General features: G+C 62.1%; 14 protein-coding genes. 5 read left to right on the top strand and 9 right to left on the bottom strand.

What is annotated here, in order from left to right:
* Positions 1–4 precede the first annotated feature (4 nt).
* The 9 genes from leuD to LDZ27_RS14995 all read right to left on the bottom strand — a co-directional run bounded on the left by leuD (position 5) and on the right by LDZ27_RS14995 (position 8,361).
* The gene (gene leuD / locus LDZ27_RS15035; protein WP_244816792.1) at positions 5–655 is read right to left on the bottom strand and encodes a 3-isopropylmalate dehydratase small subunit; all 651 of its coding nucleotides are present in this window, start codon (positions 653–655) and stop codon (positions 5–7) included.
* A 24-nt stretch (positions 656–679) separates the two neighbouring features.
* The gene (leuC, locus tag LDZ27_RS15030; RefSeq protein WP_244816791.1) at positions 680–2,089 is read right to left on the bottom strand and encodes a 3-isopropylmalate dehydratase large subunit; all 1,410 of its coding nucleotides are present in this window, start codon (positions 2,087–2,089) and stop codon (positions 680–682) included.
* Positions 2,090–2,335: 246 nt separating this feature from the next.
* Positions 2,336–3,637 carry a citrate synthase gene (gene gltA, locus LDZ27_RS15025; RefSeq protein WP_244816790.1) on the bottom strand — a complete coding sequence of 434 codons (1,302 nt, stop codon included), beginning with the start codon at positions 3,635–3,637 and terminating at the stop codon, positions 2,336–2,338.
* 156 nt (positions 3,638–3,793) lie between these two features.
* Positions 3,794–4,087 (bottom strand): succinate dehydrogenase assembly factor 2, encoded by a 294-nt coding sequence (locus LDZ27_RS15020; RefSeq protein WP_244816789.1) that lies wholly within the window; start codon positions 4,085–4,087, stop codon positions 3,794–3,796.
* A 2-nt stretch (positions 4,088–4,089) separates the two neighbouring features.
* On the bottom strand, positions 4,090–4,791 hold the full coding sequence (locus LDZ27_RS15015) for a succinate dehydrogenase iron-sulfur subunit (RefSeq protein ID WP_244816788.1): 702 nt from the start codon (positions 4,789–4,791) through the stop codon (positions 4,090–4,092).
* A gap of 22 nt (positions 4,792–4,813) precedes the next feature.
* The gene (sdhA, locus tag LDZ27_RS15010) at positions 4,814–6,589 is read right to left on the bottom strand and encodes a succinate dehydrogenase flavoprotein subunit (RefSeq protein WP_244816787.1); all 1,776 of its coding nucleotides are present in this window, start codon (positions 6,587–6,589) and stop codon (positions 4,814–4,816) included.
* A gap of 5 nt (positions 6,590–6,594) precedes the next feature.
* Entirely contained in the window at positions 6,595–6,963 is a 369-nt protein-coding gene (gene sdhD / locus LDZ27_RS15005) for a succinate dehydrogenase, hydrophobic membrane anchor protein (RefSeq protein ID WP_244816786.1), read from the bottom strand.
* A 1-nt stretch (position 6,964) separates the two neighbouring features.
* Complete coding sequence (sdhC, locus tag LDZ27_RS15000; protein ID WP_244816785.1) at positions 6,965–7,375, bottom strand: succinate dehydrogenase, cytochrome b556 subunit; 411 nt, start codon at positions 7,373–7,375, stop codon at positions 6,965–6,967.
* A 188-nt stretch (positions 7,376–7,563) separates the two neighbouring features.
* On the bottom strand, positions 7,564–8,361 hold the full coding sequence (locus LDZ27_RS14995; protein WP_370653426.1) for a GntR family transcriptional regulator: 798 nt from the start codon (positions 8,359–8,361) through the stop codon (positions 7,564–7,566).
* Positions 8,362–8,970: 609 nt separating this feature from the next.
* Here LDZ27_RS14995 and LDZ27_RS14990 point away from each other — a divergent pair.
* The 5 genes from LDZ27_RS14990 to LDZ27_RS14970 all read left to right on the top strand — a co-directional run bounded on the left by LDZ27_RS14990 (position 8,971) and on the right by LDZ27_RS14970 (position 14,475).
* Positions 8,971–9,957: a malate dehydrogenase gene (locus tag LDZ27_RS14990; RefSeq protein WP_244816783.1), complete on the top strand. Its 987-nt coding sequence runs from the start codon at positions 8,971–8,973 to the stop codon at positions 9,955–9,957.
* A 135-nt stretch (positions 9,958–10,092) separates the two neighbouring features.
* A complete protein-coding gene (locus LDZ27_RS14985; protein ID WP_244817284.1) occupies positions 10,093–11,085 on the top strand; it encodes a CoA ester lyase in 993 nt (330 codons plus the stop codon).
* A gap of 110 nt (positions 11,086–11,195) precedes the next feature.
* Positions 11,196–12,371 carry a 2-methylcitrate synthase gene (prpC, locus tag LDZ27_RS14980; protein ID WP_244816782.1) on the top strand — a complete coding sequence of 392 codons (1,176 nt, stop codon included), beginning with the start codon at positions 11,196–11,198 and terminating at the stop codon, positions 12,369–12,371.
* A gap of 97 nt (positions 12,372–12,468) precedes the next feature.
* Positions 12,469–12,990, top strand: coding sequence for a hypothetical protein (locus LDZ27_RS14975; RefSeq protein ID WP_244816781.1), 522 nt, complete (start codon positions 12,469–12,471; stop codon positions 12,988–12,990).
* A 33-nt stretch (positions 12,991–13,023) separates the two neighbouring features.
* Positions 13,024–14,475: a bifunctional 2-methylcitrate dehydratase/aconitate hydratase gene (locus LDZ27_RS14970; RefSeq protein ID WP_244816780.1), complete on the top strand. Its 1,452-nt coding sequence runs from the start codon at positions 13,024–13,026 to the stop codon at positions 14,473–14,475.
* Positions 14,476–14,478: the final 3 nt, after the last annotated feature.

Here is a 14,478-nt window from a genome sequence, read left to right as displayed (position 1 = left end):
GGGTTTATCCGATCACGCGGTTATTCAGCCACGGCTGCTTGGCGAGGCGCTCCGCTTCGAACTGGCGAATCTTGTCGGCGTGGCGCAGCGTGAGGCCGATGTCGTCGAAACCGTTCAGCAGGCAATACTTGCGAAAACCGGGGACGTCGAACGCGTATTCGGTGCCGTCGCCGGTGCGCACGACTTGCGCTTCCAGATCGATCGTCAGCTTGAAACCGACGAACGCATACGTTTCGTTGAAGAGCTTGTCCACCTGCTGCTCCGTCAGCACGACCGGCAGCAGACCGTTCTTGAAGCAGTTGTTATAGAAGATGTCCGCGAAACTCGGCGCGATGATCGCGCGAAAGCCGTACTGATCCAGCGCCCACGGCGCGTGTTCGCGCGAACTGCCGCAGCCGAAGTTCTTGCGCGTGAGCAGAATGGACGCGCCCTGATAGCGCGGCTGATTCAGCACGAAATCGGGATTCAGCGGCCGGTTGCTGTTGTCCTGACCGGGCTGGCCGACATCGAGATAACGCCATTCGTCGAACGCGTTGGGACCGAAGCCCGTGCGCTTGATCGACTTGAGAAACTGCTTCGGGATGATCGCGTCCGTATCGACGTTTTCGCGATCCAGCGGCGCCACGAGCCCGCTATGAACGATGAACTTTTCCATGGTCTGTCTGAGTGTCCCGTTGGATCAGGCGAGCTTGCGCACGTCGACGAAATGGCCTTCGATGGCGGCAGCCGCGGCCATCGCCGGGCTGACGAGATGCGTGCGGCCGCCCGCGCCCTGACGTCCTTCGAAATTGCGGTTCGATGTGGAGGCGCAGCGCTCGCCCGGATCGAGGCGGTCGGCGTTCATCGCAAGGCACATCGAGCAGCCCGGCTCGCGCCATTCGAAACCGGCGTTCGTGAAGATCTTGTCCAGCCCTTCGCGCTCGGCCTGCGCCTTGACGAGACCCGAACCCGGCACGACCATCGCGAGACGCACGTTCGACGCGACGCGCTTGCCGAGCGTCTTCACGACATACGCGGCGGCGCGCAAGTCTTCGATGCGCGCGTTCGTGCACGAACCGATGAAAATCTTGTCCGGACGGATGGATTCGATCGGCGCGTTCGGTTCCAGCGCCATGTACTTGAGCGCGCGCTCCATCGCGTCGCGCTTGACCGGGTCCTTCTCGCGGTCGGGATCGGGCACGCGGCCGTCGATCGACGTCACCATTTCCGGCGACGTGCCCCACGTCACTTGCGGCACGATCTCGGCGGCGTTGATCTCGACGACGCGATCGAATTGCGCGTCCGGGTCCGACTTGAACTGGCGCCAGTACTCGACCGCCTGATTCCATTCGACGCCCTGCGGCGAGTACGGACGGTCCTTCAGGTAATTGATGGTCGTGTCGTCCACGGCGACCATGCCGGCGCGCGCGCCCGCTTCGATCGCCATGTTGCAGACGGTCATGCGGCCTTCCATCGTGAGCGCGCGAATGGTCGAGCCGCCGAATTCGATGGCGTAGCCGGTGCCGCCCGCCGTCCCGATCTTGCCGATGACCGCGAGCACGATGTCTTTCGCCGTGCAGCCGCGCGGCAGCGCGCCTTCGACCTTGACGAGCATATTCTTGCTCTTCTTTTGCAGCAGCGTTTGCGTGGCGAGCACATGCTCCACTTCCGACGTGCCGATGCCGTGCGCCAGCGCGCCGAACGCGCCGTGTGTGGACGTGTGCGAGTCGCCGCAGACGATGGTCATGCCCGGCAGCGTCGCGCCCTGCTCCGGCCCGATGATGTGCACGATGCCCTGACGCAGATCGTTCATCTTGAACTGCGTGATGCCGAAGTCGTCGCAATTGGCGTCGAGCGTATCGACTTGCAGCTTGGAGACCGGGTCCGCGATGCCGTTCGAACGATCGGTCGTCGGCACGTTGTGATCGGACACGGCCAGATTCGCGCTGATGCGCCAGACCGGGCGCTCGTGCATCTTCAGGCCCTCGAAGGCCTGCGGGCTCGTCACTTCATGCAGCAGGTGCCGGTCGATGTAGAGGATCGAGGTGCCGTCCTCTTCGGTGTGGATGACATGCGTGTTCCACAACTTGTCGTAGAGAGTCTGGGACATGATGAGCGCTTTCGTGGATGACTGCGGGGTGACGCTGCTTCGCTTCGTTCGCAGCTTGTCCGCCGATTATGCCACCTTCCCCGGCGCGCCGGGTACCACTCAATCGCAAAAAAACCAATCAAAACAGAGGCTTATCGTAGTGCCATCAGTACCCGGATGCGCACTACCAGCCTCGATCTCGTTCCGAATGAAAAAACCCCGGCAACTGCTTGCCGGGGTTCTTGCGACGCATGAGCGCCGATTCGCTTACCGCTGATCCAGCGGCTTCGCCTCGCGCGGCGTCTGGCCGATGAACAACTGACGCGGGCGGCCGATCTTCTGCTCGGGATCCGCGATCATTTCGTTCCACTGCGCGATCCAGCCGACGGTACGCGCCATCGCGAAAATGCAGGTGAACATCGACGTCGGGATGCCCAGCGCGCGCTGCACGATGCCCGAGTAGAAATCGACGTTCGGATACAGCTTGCGCGACACGAAGTATTCGTCTTCCAGCGCGATCTTTTCCAGTTCCATCGCGAGCTTGAAGAGCGGATCGTCGTGCAGGCCGAGTTCGTTCAGGACTTCATGACACGTTTCGCGCATCAGCTTCGCGCGCGGATCGTAGTTCTTGTAGACGCGGTGGCCGAAGCCCATCAGCTTCACGCCCGAGTTCTTGTCCTTCACCTGCTTGATGAACTCGGGAATATTGTCGACGGAGCCGATTTCTTCGAGCATGTTCAGCGCGGCTTCGTTCGCGCCGCCGTGCGCCGGGCCCCACAGACACGCGATGCCCGCCGCGATACAGGCGAACGGATTCGCGCCCGACGAACCCGCAAGACGCACCGTCGAGGTCGACGCGTTCTGCTCGTGGTCCGCATGCAGGATCAGGATGCGGTCGAGCGCGCGCACCAGCACGTCGTTGACCTTGTACTCCTCGCACGGGTTCGAAAACATCATGTGCATGAAGTTCGCGCTGTACGACAGGTCGTTCTTCGGGTACACGAACGGCTGGCCGATGCTGAACTTGTACGCCATCGCGACGAGCGTCGGCAGCTTCGCGATCATGCGAATGGCCGACACTTCACGGTGACGCGGATCGTTGATGTTCAGCGAATCGTGATAGAACGCGGACAGCGCGCCGACCGCAGCGGTCAGCACGGCCATCGGGTGCGCGTCGCGACGGAAGCCGCGGAAGAAGAAGTGCATCTGCTCGTGCACCATCGTGTGACGCGTAACCGTGTCCACGAATTCCTTGTTTTGCGCGGCGGTGGGCAGTTCGCCCTTCAGAAGCAGGTAGCAGGTTTCGAGAAAGTCGGCATTCACGGCCAATTGCTCGATCGGGTAGCCGCGATACAGCAGCTCGCCCTTGTCGCCGTCGATGTACGTGATCGCCGAATTGCACGAGGCCGTCGACATGAAGCCCGGGTCATACGTGAACTTGCCGGTCTGCCCGTACAACTTGCGGATGTCGATCACGTCGGGGCCCATCGTGCCCTTGTAGATCGGCATTTCGACGCTCGGCGAATTATCGCTGAACGATAGCGTGGCTTTAACATCTGACGGGGTCATAGCACATCCTCAATCGAAGTATGGGTACAGGTTTTCGATAATTTGCACGACGGAAGCTGGGCGGCAAGACTGTCGTGTCAGCCGCTGTTGCGCTTGGCTCGTTCTTTCGCCTTGTGACCGGCGTATTTTGCAGAACTCCCGCGATTTCTGCCGAAATCACACGGAACGCAGCCACTGCAGCAGGCGCATCACGTCCGGCGTGGCGAGATCGCCTTCCGGTTCGGTGCGCGCGAGCAGCAGGTCCATCAGTTCGTTGTCGCTCAGTTCCAGCAGGCGGGTCAGGGCGGCCACGTCGGCGTCACTGAGGTCATGCTCATATCGGCTGAAAAAACGTTCGAAAATCAGATCGTTTTCCAGCAGGCCGCGCCGCGCGCGCCAGCGAAGACGCGCGCGGCGAAGAGGGTCGGACTGATGCGAGTCGTCCTGCTTGTCGACCATGTCATCGTCCATCGTCAAACCGCCCGACGCACCAGCATTTCCCTGATCTTGCCAATCGCCTTCGTCGGGTTGAGCCCCTTCGGGCACACGTCGACGCAGTTCATGATCGTGTGGCAGCGGAACAGGCGATACGGGTCTTCGAGGTTATCCAGGCGCTCGCCGGTGGCCTGATCGCGGCTATCGGCGATAAAGCGATACGCCTGCAGCAAGCCCGCCGGCCCCACGAACTTATCCGGATTCCACCAGAAGCTCGGGCACGATGTCGAGCAGCTCGCGCACAGAATGCACTCGTAAAGGCCATCGAGTTCATCGCGCTCCACCGGCGACTGCAAACGCTCCTTCTCCGGCGGCGGCGTGTCGTTGATCAGATACGGCTTGATCGAGTGATACTGGTTGAAGAACTGCGTGAAGTCGCAGATGAGATCGCGCACCACCGGCAGCCCCGGCAGCGGACGCAGCACGATGCGCTGCGGCAACTCATTCAGATTCGTCAGGCACGCAAGCCCGTTCTTGCCGTTGATGTTCATCGCGTCCGAGCCGCACACGCCTTCGCGGCACGAACGACGGAACGACAGCGTCTCATCCAGCGCCTTCAACTTCACCAGCGCGTCGAGCAGCATGCGTTCGTGCTGAATCTCCAGCTCATACGTCTGCATGCGCGGCGCGGCGTCCTTATCCGGATCGTAGCGATAGACCTCAAAAATTCTCTTTACCATTTCGATTCCCTTGCTTTGTGCCTTAGAAGGTACGCGCCTTCGGCGGCACCGATTCGACCGTCAGCGGCTTCATCTGCACCGGCTTGTAGTCGAGGCGATTGCCTTCGCTGAACCACAGCGTATGACGCATCCAGTGCTCGTCGTCGCGATGCTCGTAGTCGCTATGCGCATGCGCGCCGCGGCTTTCCTTGCGCGCTTCGGCCGAGACCATCGTCGCGCGCGCCACGTCGATCAGGTTCGCCAGTTCCAGCGCTTCGACCTTCGCCGTGTTGAACACCTTCGACTTGTCCTTCAGATGCACATGCTTCACGCGCTCGGCCAGTTCAGCGATCTTGCCGACGCCTTCTTCCAGCAGCTTCGCGGTGCGGAACACGCCCGCATGCGCCTGCATCGTCGCGCGGATGTCGTTGGCGATGTCCTGCGTGTATTCGCCCGACGTCGATTTCTCCAGCACCGCGAGACGTTCGAGCGCGAAGTCGGCGGCATCGGCCGGCAGCGGCTTGTGCTCCTTCATCTCGCTTGCATGCTTGACGATGTGATTGCCCGCCGCGCGCCCAAATACGACGAGATCGAGCAGCGAGTTCGTGCCCAGACGATTCGCGCCGTGCACCGAGACGCACGAGCATTCGCCCACTGCATAGAAGCCGTTGACCGGATCGTTGTAGCCGTTGGCGGTGCCGACCACTTGTCCGTGCATGTTGGTCGGAATACCGCCCATCTGATAGTGGATGGTCGGCACGACAGGGATCGGCTCCTTGATGCAGTCGACGTTGGCGAACTTCAGCGCGATCTCGCGAATCGACGGCAGACGCTTCATGATCGTCTCGGCGCCGATGTGCGACAAATCCAGCAGCACGTGATCCTTGTTCGGACCCACGCCGCGGCCTTCCTTGATCTCCTGGTCCATCGAGCGCGAAACGAAGTCGCGCGGCGCGAGGTCCTTGAGCGTCGGCGCATAACGTTCCATGAAGCGGTCGCCGTTGGCGTTGCGCAAAATGCCGCCTTCGCCGCGCACGCCTTCGGTGATCAGCACGCCCGCGCCCGCCACGCCCGTCGGATGAAACTGCCAGAACTCCATGTCCTGCAGCGCGATGCCGGAACGCGCGGCCATGCCGAGGCCATCGCCGGTATTGATGAACGCATTGGTCGAGGCCGCGAAGATGCGCCCCGCGCCGCCTGTTGCGAACAGCGTGGTCTTGCCTTCGAGGATGTACACGTCGCCCGTTTCCATCTCGAGCGCGGTCACGCCGAGCACGTCCCCATCGGCGTCGCGAATGAGATCGAGCGCCATCCATTCGACGAAGAAGTGCGTTTTAGCCGCGACGTTCTGCTGATACAGCGTATGTAGCAATGCGTGGCCGGTGCGGTCCGCTGCGGCGCATGCGCGTTGAACGGGCTTCTCGCCATAGTTCGCGGTATGGCCGCCGAACGGACGCTGATAGATGGTGCCGTCCGCATTGCGGTCGAACGGCATGCCCATGTGTTCGAGTTCATACACGGCATTGGGCGCTTCGCGGCACATGAACTCGATCGCGTCCTGGTCGCCGAGCCAGTCGGAGCCCTTGATCGTGTCGTAGAAGTGGTAGTGCCAGTTGTCCTCGCTCATGTTGCCAAGCGATGCGCCGATGCCGCCTTGCGCGGCCACCGTGTGCGAGCGCGTCGGAAACACCTTCGACAGCACCGCGACGGAGAGGCCCGCGCGCGCCAGTTGCAGCGATGCGCGCATGCCCGATCCGCCCGCGCCGACGATGACCACGTCAAAGCGACGACGCGGCAGGGAAGTCTTGATTGCAGCCATGTTCTTTAAACTCTCCAGAGAATCTGTGCAGCGTAGCCGGCGCATCCGATGAGCCACAGCACGGTCAGCACTTGCAGACCGAGGCGCAAGCCGACGGGCTTCACGTAGTCCATCCAGATGTCGCGCATGCCGACCCACGCGTGATAGAAGAGCGAGAGCAAGGCGACGAACGTGGCGAGCTTCATCCACTGCATCGCGAAGATGGAGGCCCAGCCTTCGTAGGAGAAGTTATGCGCGCCGAAGAAAAGCACGAGCAAGACGAGCGTATACACCGCGACGACGATAGCCGTCACGCGTTGCGCGAGCCATTCGCGCAGGCCGTAATGCGCGCCGACGACAAGACGCTTCGGGCCGACTCTGTTCTGAGTTGCCATGTTAGAAGGCTCCGAAAAGTTTGAGCGCGACGGCGAGCGTCAGCACGAGCGAGACGACGAGCACCGCGATGGCGGTCTGACGCCCGCCTTCCTTGTTCACGGCGACGTGTGCATCGAGCGCGAGAAAGCGGATGCCCGCGCAGAAGTGATGCAGATACGCCCACGACAGCACGAGCGTGATGATCTTGACGACGGGGTGCGCGAGAAAGCCCTTGAAGGCGTCGAAGCTGATTTCCGAGGTGAGGCTCTGATCGAGCAGATACAGCAGGAATGGCAGCGCGATGAACAGCAGCAGGCCGCTGATGCGATGCAGGATCGACACCTTCCCCGCCCACGGCAAGCGATACTTCGCGATCTGTCCAAGCCCGATGTTCCGGTACTCGGGCCTTGGTTTTTTTACGGCTTCAGCCATGCTAGACCCCAACTCGTTATTACACTAACCCGCGATTTTAGCGCCATTTCATTTCGCGCTGCAGCGAAAAGCCGCCTAAGAGACTATTGCTGCTCACGCGAAAATGGCGCCCTCGAGAACGCCTTTCACGCCTTTTCCATGTTGGACCGGCATCCGGTTGCGGATGCCGCGGCCCCGCCCTTCGTCGTTCAACTCAAGTCGTTTTGATAGTAGTAGCCGGTCGTGACGTACCAGCCGCGCCGCACTTCCACGGGACGATCGCCATACGTGTAGGACACACGTTCGACCGACAAAAGCGGAAAGCCCGCCTGGACCTCCAGCAATTGCGCGACCGGCTCTTCGGCGGCGACCGCGCGGATCTTCTCCGAAGCGCGGATCATGCGCGTGCCGAACTCGGTCTCGAACATGGCGTACAGCGGACCCTTGTAGTCGGCAAGGCGTTCCGCCGTGAGTCCGCGAAACACCGCGCCCGGCAGCCAGATTTCGTCGAAGACGGTCGTCGCGCCGTCGAATTGCAGCAGGCGTCTGATGAGCACGACGGGATCGGCGGGCTTGAGATCGAGCTGGCGCGCGATTTCGGCGGGCGCGCGCAGGCGTCGGCATTCGAGCAGGCGGCTGACGTGGGGATGAACGTCGCCATCGTCGGGCAAAAGGCGCAGGAACCGGAACTGCACGCGGTCTTCGCTATGCGTCGCAACGAACGTGCCTTTGCCCTGACGCCGCACGAGCAGATTGTCGGCGGCGAGTTCGTCGATCGCCTTGCGCACCGTGCCCTGGCTCACTTTGTAGCGTGCGGCGAGTTCGACTTCGCTCGGGATGATCTCGCCCGGCTTCCATTCGCCGGATTCGAGGCCGTGCGTGATGAGCGCCTTGATCTGCTGATAGAGCGGGCTGAACGTCGGCGACGCCGTGCCGGCAGCCTCAGCCGCCTGTGCGCTGCCGTTTTGTGGGGGCGTGCCCGCCGGGTTCGCCGGATTGGAATTCATGCCGCGCATTTCAACACAAAGGCCCGCCGCACGTCCACATTTTCACGCGAGATCTTATGTCTTATATAAGACATAAGATAGTGTTGACTTTGCCTCTGCGCAATCCTACACTCCTTGTCGAGCAAGGGTTTGCGGGTCGTCGCGCGGTTCGCCGCATGTCCGTTCGGCGCTGTTTTTTCGGCAGTTTTCCGCTGAAGCGGTCGCTGTCGCGGGCGTACCGGTTCCACGCCACAAGCCGCCAGGCACGCCCTTTCGCTTTCGCCTCACGCCGATCGGCCACACGATTCGCGCGCCGCTGCCTGCCTACCGCCTCGCAACGTCAAGCGCCGTATCGAATGGGCGCTTGCCGTCAGACTCGAGCGAATCTCCGCGTCCCTGCGCAACGCCGCACCTTCCTCGCTCAATGTGAAGATTTCATGGCATGCCAGTCATGCCGCCACGCAGCCATGCGGAACAGGCGCCGCGCATCCATCGCGCGAGACCCCGCGTTGCAGAACGCTTTCGGGCGTTCGCGGGCGGCGTGGCCGGGATGTCTTCATCACGCTTGGCGTATCGCGCATAAAATGGCGTTTTTCCCTAGCGTTCCACGCACCGTCCAGGAGAGTTTCAATGGCTAAGTCCGCAAAGCGCGTTGCCGTCACCGGCGCCGCAGGTCAAATCGGCTACTCGCTGCTGTTCCGTATCGCCAATGGCGATCTGCTCGGCAAAGACCAGCCCGTGATTCTTCAGTTGCTCGATCTGCCGCAAGCGCAAGCCGCCGTGAAGGGCGTCGTGATGGAACTGGAAGACTGCGCGTTCCCGCTGCTGGCGGGCGTCGTCGTCACGGACGATCCCAAGGTCGCGTTCAAGGATGCCGACATCGCGCTGCTCGTCGGTGCGCGTCCGCGTTCGAAGGGCATGGAGCGCAAGGACCTGCTGTCGGCCAACGCCGAGATCTTCACGGTTCAGGGCCGTGCGCTGAACGAAGTCGCGAGCCGCGACGTCAAGGTGCTGGTCGTCGGCAATCCGGCCAACACGAATGCATACATCGCGATGAAGTCGGCGCCGGATCTGCCGAAGAAGAACTTCACCGCCATGCTGCGTCTGGACCATAACCGTGCGCTCTCGCAACTGGCGGCGAAGTCGGGCAAGCCGGTGGCGTCCATCGAAAAGCTGGCCGTGTGGGGCAATCACTCGCCGACCATGTACCCGGACTTCCGCTTCGCGACCGCCGAGGGCGAGAACCTCACGAAGCTCATCAGCGACGACGAGTGGAACCGCAACACGTTCATCCCGACCGTCGGCAAGCGCGGCGCGGCGATCATCGAGGCGCGTGGCCTGTCGTCGGCGGCATCGGCGGCTAACGCTGCGATCGACCACGTGCGCGACTGGGTGCTCGGCACGAACGGCAAGTGGGTCACCATGGGCATTCCGTCGGATGGCTCGTATGGCATTCCGGAAGACATCATCTACGGCGTGCCGGTTACGTGCGAAAACGGCGAGTACAAGCGCGTCGAAGGTCTGGAAATCGACGCGTTCTCGCGCGAAAAGATGGACGGCACGCTGAACGAACTTCTGGAAGAGCGCGACGGCGTGGCGCATCTGCTCGGCAAGTAAGTTCCGCTGTACGCGGCGCGGACGCTCGACGGCGTTCGCGCCTGATTCGAACGCGCTTGGACACGCGCCGAGCGCGGCCGAATCAGAAGCATGAGCAGCATCGCATTCACTTTCCCTTCGGACCCGACGCCGACAATGCCCGCTCTCACTCCCGCCGAAGTGCTGTTTGACGGCGAGCCGCAACCGGCCGTTCTGCCGCCCTGCGACCACTACGCCGGCAGCGAAAAGCTGGTCCGCAAGTCGCTCGCATTGCAGGCGCAGCTCGGCCCGGTGTTCGACATCACGCTCGATTGCGAAGACGGCGCGCAAGTCGGCCGCGAAGCCGAGCATGCGGAGATGGTCGCTTCGTTCGTCGGCGGCGAAGACGATCGTTTCGGGCGCGTCGGCGTGAGAATTCACGACTTTCATCATCGCGCGTGGCGTGACGATGTGCGCGTCATCCTGCGCCAGGCGAAGAAGGCGCCCGCCTATGTGATGCTGCCGAAAATCCGCGGCGTCTTCGATGCCGCCGAGATGATTGCGTTCATCGAAGCATCGCGCTGCGAGTTCGGCATCGCGCAATCCATTCCCTGTCATCTGCTGATCGAAACGCATGGCGCGCTCGCGGAAGCGTTCGAACTGGCCGCGTTGCCGGGCGTCGAGTCGCTCAGTTTCGGCCTGATGGACTTCGTGTCCGCGCACAACGGCGCCGTTCCCGATACCGCGATGCGCTCGCCCGGCCAGTTCGATCATCCGCTCGTGCGGCGCGCGAAGCTGGAGATCGCGGCGGCATGCCACGCGCACGGAAAGGCGCCGTCGCATAACGTGTCGACGGAAGTGCGCGACATGACCGTCGTCGTGAACGACGCCGCGCGCGCTCGCAATGAGTTCGGCTACACGCGCATGTGGAGCATTCATCCGGAGCAGATTCGGCCTATTGTCGAGGCCTTCTCGCCGCGCGCCGACGAAATCACGCTCGCCGCAGAGATCCTGCTTGCGGCGCAACGCGCGCAGTGGGGGCCGACGCGCCACGGCGACACGCTGCACGATCGCGCGAGCTATCGCTATTACTGGTCGGTGCTGCGCCGCGTGCACGCGACAGGCCACGCGCTGCCCGACGAATGCGCGCCGCTTTTTGCTGCGGGATAGATGCGAACGGAACAAGGTTTAGGTCACGCCGCGCGAGCTACAGGTTCGACGCGCCTTTCAAGCAAAAGAGACGACGCTGCTGCACGGGCGTCCACAGGAGACTTGAAGCAATGAGCGATACCGTATCGACCGACGCGCCCGCCGCAGCGGGTGGTTTCAAGCCGAAGAAATCCGTCGCGCTGTCAGGCGTGACGGCGGGCAACACCGCGCTGTGTACCGTCGGCAAGACCGGCAACGACCTGCACTATCGCGGCTACGACATTCTCGACGTTGCGACCACGAGTGAATTCGAGGAAATCGCGCATCTGCTCGTGCATGGCAAGCTGCCGAACGTCGCGGAACTGAAGGCGTACAAGACGAAGCTCAAGGCATTGCGCGGCCTGCCCGCGAACCTGAAAGCGGCGCTCGAATGGATTCCCGCGTCGGCGCATCCGATGGACGTCATGCGCACCGGCGTCTCCGTGCTCGGCACCATCCTGCCGGAGAAGGACGATCACAACGTTCCGGGCGCGAAGGACATTGCTGACAAGCTGATGGCATCGCTCGGCTCGATGCTGCTCTACTGGTACCACTATTCGCACAACGGCAAGCGCATCGAAGTCGAAACCGACGACGATTCCATCGGCGGCCACTTCCTGCGTCTGCTGCATGGCGTCGAGCCTTCGCAGTCGTGGGTACAGGCGATGCACGTCTCGCTGAATCTCTACGCCGAGCATGAGTTCAACGCGTCCACGTTCACGAGCCGCGTGATCGCCGGCACGGGATCGGACATGTACTCGGCGATCACCGGTGCCATCGGCGCGCTGCGCGGCCCGAAGCACGGCGGCGCGAACGAAGTCGCGTTCGAGATTCAATCGCGCTATCAAACGCCCGACGAAGCCGAAGCCGACATTCGCCGCCGCGTCGAAAGCAAGGAAGTCGTGATCGGCTTCGGGCATCCGGTCTACACGATCTCGGACCCCCGCAACAAGGTCATCAAGGAAGTCGCGAAGTCGTTGTCGAAAGAAGCGGGCGACACGAAGCTCTTCGACATCGCCGAGCGGCTCGAATCCGTGATGTGGGACGCGAAGAAGATGTTCCCGAACCTCGACTGGTTCAGCGCGGTCTCGTATCACATGATGGGCGTGCCGACCGCGATGTTCACGCCGCTTTTCGTGATCTCGCGCACGTCGGGCTGGGCGGCGCACATCATCGAGCAGCGCATCGACAACAAGATCATCCGGCCGAGCGCGAATTACACCGGTCCCGAGAATTTGAAGTTCGTGCCGATAAATAAGCGAAAATAGCGGGCTGCGCGATCGGAACCGGCGATGCGCCATTCCCGCCATTCCCATCCGCGCAACAACCGCCACTCAACTTACATGTTTTTGAAAGGTTTTATCGATGAATAAACTTCTGATCGCTGCAATCGTCGGCACTCTGGCAACCACGAGCGTCTTCGTGAGCGCCGACGCCTTCGCCGCGACAACCGAATCGAGCGCGGCCAAGGCCAAGCGCCCCGCTCCCGCGCGCCGCCTGATCAAGCGCAAGCCCAAGGCCGAAGCGGCCGCGGCAGCGAAGACCGACCCGGTTCCGGAAGGCGCGGTGAAGTGGTCGTGCAAGGACGGCCTCGCTTTCTATCTGAAAGGCGACATGAAGCGCGACGCGATCGTCACGGTGAACTGGGCGAAGAAGGACTACAAGCTGCCGCGTCAGGACACGACGACCGGCGCCGACCGCTTCCATGATTCGGCAACGGGCATGGATCTGGTCGTCATCCCGACGAAGGCGATGCTGTTCTCGGACAAGGACTCGTCGCGCCTCGCCGACGAGTGCATGACTTCCGAAATGGCCGCGGGCGCCGCCGCTCCCACGCAGGCAGAAGCGCTGAAGCAGAACCCGCTGATGCTCCAGCCGGCGAAATAAGCAAGGTCAGCACCCAAAATACAGGAATCCTCGATGTCCGCACCGATCTCCAATGTCCGGCCCGATCCGGACAAGGTACTCGTCGACATAGTCGATTACGTTCTCAACTACGACGTCGACAGCACGCTCGCGCTGGAAACCGCGCGCAACTGCCTCATCGACACGCTCGGTTGCGGACTCGAAGCCCTCTCCTACCCCGCCTGCACCAAGCTGATGGGACCGATCGTGCCCGGCACGGTCGTCCCCAACGGCGCCAAGGTGCCGGGCACCCAATTCCAGCTCGATCCGGTTCAGGCCGCGTTCAACATCGGCGCGATGATCCGCTGGCTCGACTTCAACGACACCTGGCTCGCCGCCGAATGGGGCCATCCGTCGGACAACTTAGGCGGCATTCTCGCCACCGCCGACTGGCTCTCGCGCAACGCCGTGGCGTCGGCCAGAAAGCCGCTCACGATGAAAGACGTCCTGATCGCGATGGTCAAGGCGCACGAAATTCAGGGCTGCATCGCGCTCGAAAACTCGTTCAACAAGGTCGGACTCGATCACGTCCTGCTGGTAAAGGTCGCGTCCACGGCGGTCGTCGGGCAGATGATCGGCCTCACGCGCGAAGAGCTCATCAACGCGGTGTCGCTCGCGTTCGTCGACGGTCATTCGCTGCGCACGTATCGCCACGCGCCGAATACGGGGTCGCGCAAGTCGTGGGCCGCCGGCGACGCAACCTCGCGCGCGGTGCGTCTCGCGCTCATCGCGAAGACCGGCGAAATGGGCTATCCGTCCGTTTTGACCGCGAAAACGTGGGGCTTTTACGATGTCCTCTTCAAGGGCAACGCGTTCCAGTTCCAGCGTCCGTATGGCTCGTATGTAATGGAAAACGTGCTCTTCAAGATTTCGTTCCCGGCCGAGTTCCATTCGCAGACGGCAGTCGAAGCCGCGATGACGCTGCACGACAAGCTGAAAGAAGCCGGCAAGGGCGTCGAGGACATCAAGCGAATCACCATTCGCACGCACGAAGCGGCGATTCGCATCATCGATAAAAAAGGACCGCTCGATAATCCGGCCGACCGCGATCACTGCATCCAGTACATGATCGCCGTGCCGCTGATTTTCGGCCGCCTCACCGCCGCCGATTACGAAGATTCGGTGGCGAAAGATCCGCGCATCGACACGTTGCGCGCGAAGATGGAATGCGTTGAAGACCCGCAGTTCACGAAAGATTATTTCGACCCGGACAAGCGCTCGATCGCGAATGCGCTGACCGTCGAATTCAACGACGGCACGACGCTAGGCGAAATCGAAGTGGAATATCCGATCGGTCACAAGCGCCGCCGCACGGACGGCATTCCGCTGCTCGTCGAGAAATTCAAAACGAATCTCGCGCGGCGCTTTCCCACGAAGCAACAACAGGCGATCCTCGCGGCATCGCTCGATCAGGCAAAGCTGGAAGCAATGCCGGTCAATGAATACGTCGATCTGTACGTCATCTGAACG

It is taken from the genome of Caballeronia sp. Lep1P3 (assembly GCF_022879595.1).
Lineage (GTDB): Bacteria > Pseudomonadota > Gammaproteobacteria > Burkholderiales > Burkholderiaceae > Caballeronia.
Note: the sequence above shows the minus strand (reverse complement) of the source record. Positions and strands in the feature narration are given on the sequence as shown.

Bases quoted from the DNA above. Each gene is read 5' to 3' on its own strand.
- leuD (WP_244816792.1), bottom strand. From the start codon at position 655: ATGGAAAAGTTCATCGTTCATAGCGGGCTCGTGGCGCCGCTGGATCGC.
- leuC (WP_244816791.1), bottom strand. From the start codon at position 2,089: ATGTCCCAGACTCTCTACGACAAGTTGTGGAACACGCATGTCATCCAC.
- gltA (WP_244816790.1), bottom strand. From the start codon at position 3,637: ATGACCCCGTCAGATGTTAAAGCCACGCTATCGTTCAGCGATAATTCG.
- LDZ27_RS15020 (WP_244816789.1), bottom strand. From the start codon at position 4,087: ATGGACGATGACATGGTCGACAAGCAGGACGACTCGCATCAGTCCGAC.
- LDZ27_RS15015 (WP_244816788.1), bottom strand. From the start codon at position 4,791: ATGGTAAAGAGAATTTTTGAGGTCTATCGCTACGATCCGGATAAGGAC.
- sdhA (WP_244816787.1), bottom strand. From the start codon at position 6,589: ATGGCTGCAATCAAGACTTCCCTGCCGCGTCGTCGCTTTGACGTGGTC.
- sdhD (WP_244816786.1), bottom strand. From the start codon at position 6,963: ATGGCAACTCAGAACAGAGTCGGCCCGAAGCGTCTTGTCGTCGGCGCG.
- sdhC (WP_244816785.1), bottom strand. From the start codon at position 7,375: ATGGCTGAAGCCGTAAAAAAACCAAGGCCCGAGTACCGGAACATCGGG.
- LDZ27_RS14995 (WP_370653426.1), bottom strand. From the start codon at position 8,361: ATGAATTCCAATCCGGCGAACCCGGCGGGCACGCCCCCACAAAACGGC.
- LDZ27_RS14990 (WP_244816783.1), top strand. From the start codon at position 8,971: ATGGCTAAGTCCGCAAAGCGCGTTGCCGTCACCGGCGCCGCAGGTCAA.
- LDZ27_RS14985 (WP_244817284.1), top strand. From the start codon at position 10,093: ATGCCCGCTCTCACTCCCGCCGAAGTGCTGTTTGACGGCGAGCCGCAA.
- prpC (WP_244816782.1), top strand. From the start codon at position 11,196: ATGAGCGATACCGTATCGACCGACGCGCCCGCCGCAGCGGGTGGTTTC.
- LDZ27_RS14975 (WP_244816781.1), top strand. From the start codon at position 12,469: ATGAATAAACTTCTGATCGCTGCAATCGTCGGCACTCTGGCAACCACG.
- LDZ27_RS14970 (WP_244816780.1), top strand. From the start codon at position 13,024: ATGTCCGCACCGATCTCCAATGTCCGGCCCGATCCGGACAAGGTACTC.